This is a genomic window from Rahnella sp. CG8 (assembly GCF_023701875.1).
Lineage (GTDB): Bacteria > Pseudomonadota > Gammaproteobacteria > Enterobacterales > Enterobacteriaceae > Rahnella > Rahnella aceris.
Genome location: NZ_JABAED010000063.1, coordinates 1 through 3,846, shown reverse-complemented (window position 1 = coordinate 3,846; position 3,846 = coordinate 1). Strand labels below are relative to the sequence as shown.

The 3,846-nt window shown below is 48.2% G+C and carries 2 protein-coding genes; both read right to left on the bottom strand.

What is annotated here, in order from left to right; genetic code table 11:
* Positions 1 to 112: 112 nt before the first annotated feature.
* On the bottom strand, positions 113 to 1,780 hold the full coding sequence (gene dauA / locus HGO41_RS25635; RefSeq protein WP_037034063.1) for a C4-dicarboxylic acid transporter DauA: 1,668 nt from the start codon (positions 1,778 to 1,780) through the stop codon (positions 113 to 115).
* Positions 1,781 to 2,201: 421 nt separating this feature from the next.
* Entirely contained in the window at positions 2,202 to 2,909 is a 708-nt protein-coding gene (locus HGO41_RS25630) for a GNAT family N-acetyltransferase (RefSeq protein WP_013575581.1), read from the bottom strand.
* Positions 2,910 to 3,846: the final 937 nt, after the last annotated feature.

The window sequence follows — 3,846 nt, the reverse complement described above, 5'->3', positions numbered from 1 at the left end:
AAGGGTCCATGATGAGCATGAACCCTTTTTACACGAGCCACCGGATCGGTCAACTGATCCTTAAACGATCGGCATTAACCTCCGGGTCGCCTTTTCCGTTTACCGCGCAGGTTTATAACGCGTCGTGCAAAGAACTGTGGAAACTCAGTTTGCCTTCCACCGGCTGCATTCTGGCGCGGGCCAGGGTTTTCAGCGGCTGGAAAGGGATCTCAGCGATTCGCAGTTCTGTGCCTTCCGGCAAGGTATTGATGAAGTTGCGTAATGCACTGACGCCACCGGCATCGAGTACGGCAACGCGATCCCATACCAGAATGATCACTTTCTTGCCTTCGCTGCGCACCTGCAATTCACTGAAGATACGTTCCGCCGCAGCAAAGAACAGCGGGCCATTGATACGCAGCACCAGCGTATCTTCCGGTATGTCGGCCATCACTTCCGTCAGGCGGGTGAGTTTGGCGATACGGCGCATAAACAGCAGCGACGCCATCACGATACCTGCGGTAATCGCAATCACCATGTCGAACAGTACCGTCAGGCTCATGCAGGTTAGCATCACCAGAATGTCGTCTTTCGGTGCACGGCGCAGTAAATCCACCACTTTATGCGCTTCGCTCATATTCCACGCCACCATCAGCAATAACGCCGCCATCGCCGCCAGGGGCAGCCATGAAAGCAACGGTGCGAGAATGAGCAGGGCGAGGATCACCAGCAGCGAGTGAATAATGGCCGAGACCGGAGATGTTGCACCGGCGCGAACGTTAGCCGCAGAGCGCGCAATCGCCGCTGTAGCGGTGATGCCGCCAAAGAAAGGGCTGACCATGTTGCCGATACCCTGACCGATCAGTTCGTTATCCGAATGGTGTTTTTTGCCGGTCATGCCATCGAGCACCACGGCGCAGAGCAGGGATTCAATCGCGCCCAGCATTGCCATGGAAAACGCAGCAGGCAGCAGCGCCTGCACCAGAGACCAGCTCAGTCCGCTGCCATCGGATTGAGTCCACGGCAGGGCGAATTGCGGCAAAATAGGCGGAATGCCGTTGCCCTGCGAACCGTCAGGCAGCAGGAAGTGAAAGCGTGAACCTATGGTGGCGACAGGGTGTCCTGCCTGCATGAAAATGGCCATCACCGCGCAACCCGCCAGCAGAGCCGGAAGATGGCCGGGCACGCGCAATCCCAGTTTTGGCCAGAGGATTAATATACCGAGCGTCACGATCCCTATCGCGGCATCGCCGATATCCAGCGTTGGCAGCGCCATGACCAGCGCCGCAACTTTACTCAGATAATGTTCCGGCACCGTTGCCATCGTCAGGCCAAAGAAATCTTTAAATTGCATGGTGCCGATGGTGATCGCAATACCGGACGTAAAGCCGAGCGTGACAGGCAGCGGTATGTATTCGATCAACCGGCCAAATCGCGCCAGCCCCATGAAGAGGAGCATAAAACCAGACATCAGCGTAGCCAGCAATAAACCGGACAAGCCGAACTGTTGTGAGACTGGATAGAGAATGACAACAAACGCCGCCGTCGGGCCGGAAACACTGAAACGTGATCCTCCGAAAACAGCGATGACAATCCCGGCAATGGCCGACGTATACAGCCCGTATTGCGGCGGTACACCGCTGCCAATGGCCAGCGCCATGGCCAGCGGGATGGCGATGATCCCCACGGTGACGCCAGCAATGGCATCTTTGAGTAAGCGTTGAAGCGTATATTTTTCACGAAAACAGGCGTCTATCAGTGCGCTGAAAGGCCTGATATGGCGTCTTCCTGAAGTATTCATAGGATGTAAATCACCTGACAGAAGAATGGATATTAACCCGGTATTCCTTCACCGGAAAAACGGTAGCCTACGCCTTTCAGGGCCACTACGCGTAGACATAAATCAAGCCTTGCTTACACAAAGGCGTGTTGCCGCCCTTATAGTGTAATTGTTCGCCATGTGATGTGCCGCCAGATATTTCATGCGTGAAAATAATCATGGCATTCATCATCTGTATTTAACTTAATACCCGAAATCAGCCTGAAAAAGCCCGGGAGGATGCATTTATCTGTGCCGGACATACGGTAATGATGTAGTTAAAAATAATCCCGGCAACCGGATAGGCTGCTGATGAATCAGCGGATCTACACGAAAAACGCCCGATGCAGACGAAGGCTATAGTCTGCATCAGGATTGGTTTTGGTCTCTCCCCATTTACCTGCTACGGGTGAGGCATAAACTCTGCCAGCGGATACTTTTGCTTTCCACGGTCATCAAGGTTGGAAGGGCTTAACCAACTTTCCATGGCCCGACGGATCCCATCCCACTCCTCGTCAATAATGGAGTACCAGCGGATGTCACGGCTATGCCCCTTCGAGACTTGTGTCCGTCTGAGCGTACCTTCATAGGTAAATCCAAGTCTTTCAGCCGCACTGATGGCGGCCTGATGCAGGCTGTCACATTTCCAACCGCACCGGCGATACTGGAGTGTTTCCAGGGTGTAAGAGAGTAAAAGAAATATGGCTTCTGTGCTGCACAAGGTCCGTTTCATAAGTGGTGACCAGTTAACCCAGCCAATTTCTACAGATCCGTTATCAGGGTCCATTCGTTGCAACGCGAGAAAGCCCGTGGCCTTACCCGTGGACAAATTAATCACCGCGTAAAAAAGCGGATCTTTGCTTGCGGAAAGTGAGGCGATATAGTGATCGCACTGTCTGATCGTGATGGGGCGTTTAATATGAAAGTATGTCCAGTCACGTTCGTCATCGATACTGTGCCAGGCGTCAAATAAATCCCGGCTATGTTTGAGATCAATCGGCTCAAGCAGACAATATTTCCCCCTGAGTATAACTTTTTGCGGGAGCGAGCGTGGCTGCCAGTCGGGGAGTGATTGACCCAATTCTTGTCCGTAAACATTTACTTCCGTCATTATAAACCTTCATGCGTGGTTAAATTTATAAAAGTGTCGCCGGGTGACAGTAGACAAAATGAACTCAACCTGAATACAGCAAAGTGACACACCAGTGATGATAATAATCAATACGATAAATCTGGAACGCCATACATTCTTTTTGAAAGATTTCTGAAAGTCAGTTTGGTTAACATAATAAAATCCTTATTTAACATATCCATATGTTTTCTTATATTATTTTAGCATTCCCTGGTGTGGGTGCATTGTAGCTGAAATATTTATCGGTAAAAAAATAATTTACCTTAGGTCGAAATTCATTAATTATCACAAATCAAACTCAATAGTTTGATTTATATGTACTTTAATTTTCACGGTGTTATCGGGTACTATTCAAAATAGTGCGCCAGATCACAGGGATGTATTGATGTTGTGACTAGCAGGCTAATGTTAAATGACGTTGTTATTCCTCGTTTTATTATAATTATCCTCTGCTTTATTCTGGTTTCATCATATTATTTTTAGGTTTTTATGATTTGCGTAAATTATTTGTATTCGTTTTTTGAGTTTTCCGCGTAATGACATGTTGACAGGGCTAAATAATTAAATTGATCAGGATAATGAAAATGAGGCATACAAATTATTAAAATGTAGACTATGCTTATTAAGTTCAGGAACGTCTGGATGCAGTAGTATAAATAATGAAGTTTTTGGCGCTGATAGCCTGATGTATCAGCGCTTTTTTTTATTTTCTATCATATTTTTATTTATTGCTCTGCCGTACGAATAAGTCTCATTCAGTCGAATATTTGGACAGTGGTAATATTATTGGTATATCAAAATCTTTAACCTTCTCACAATTAAAAGGAGCCTTGTGCGGCTAATGCCGATCGTTTAAGGATCAGTTGACCGATCCGGTGGCTCGTGTAAAAAGGGTTCATGCTCATCATGGACCCTT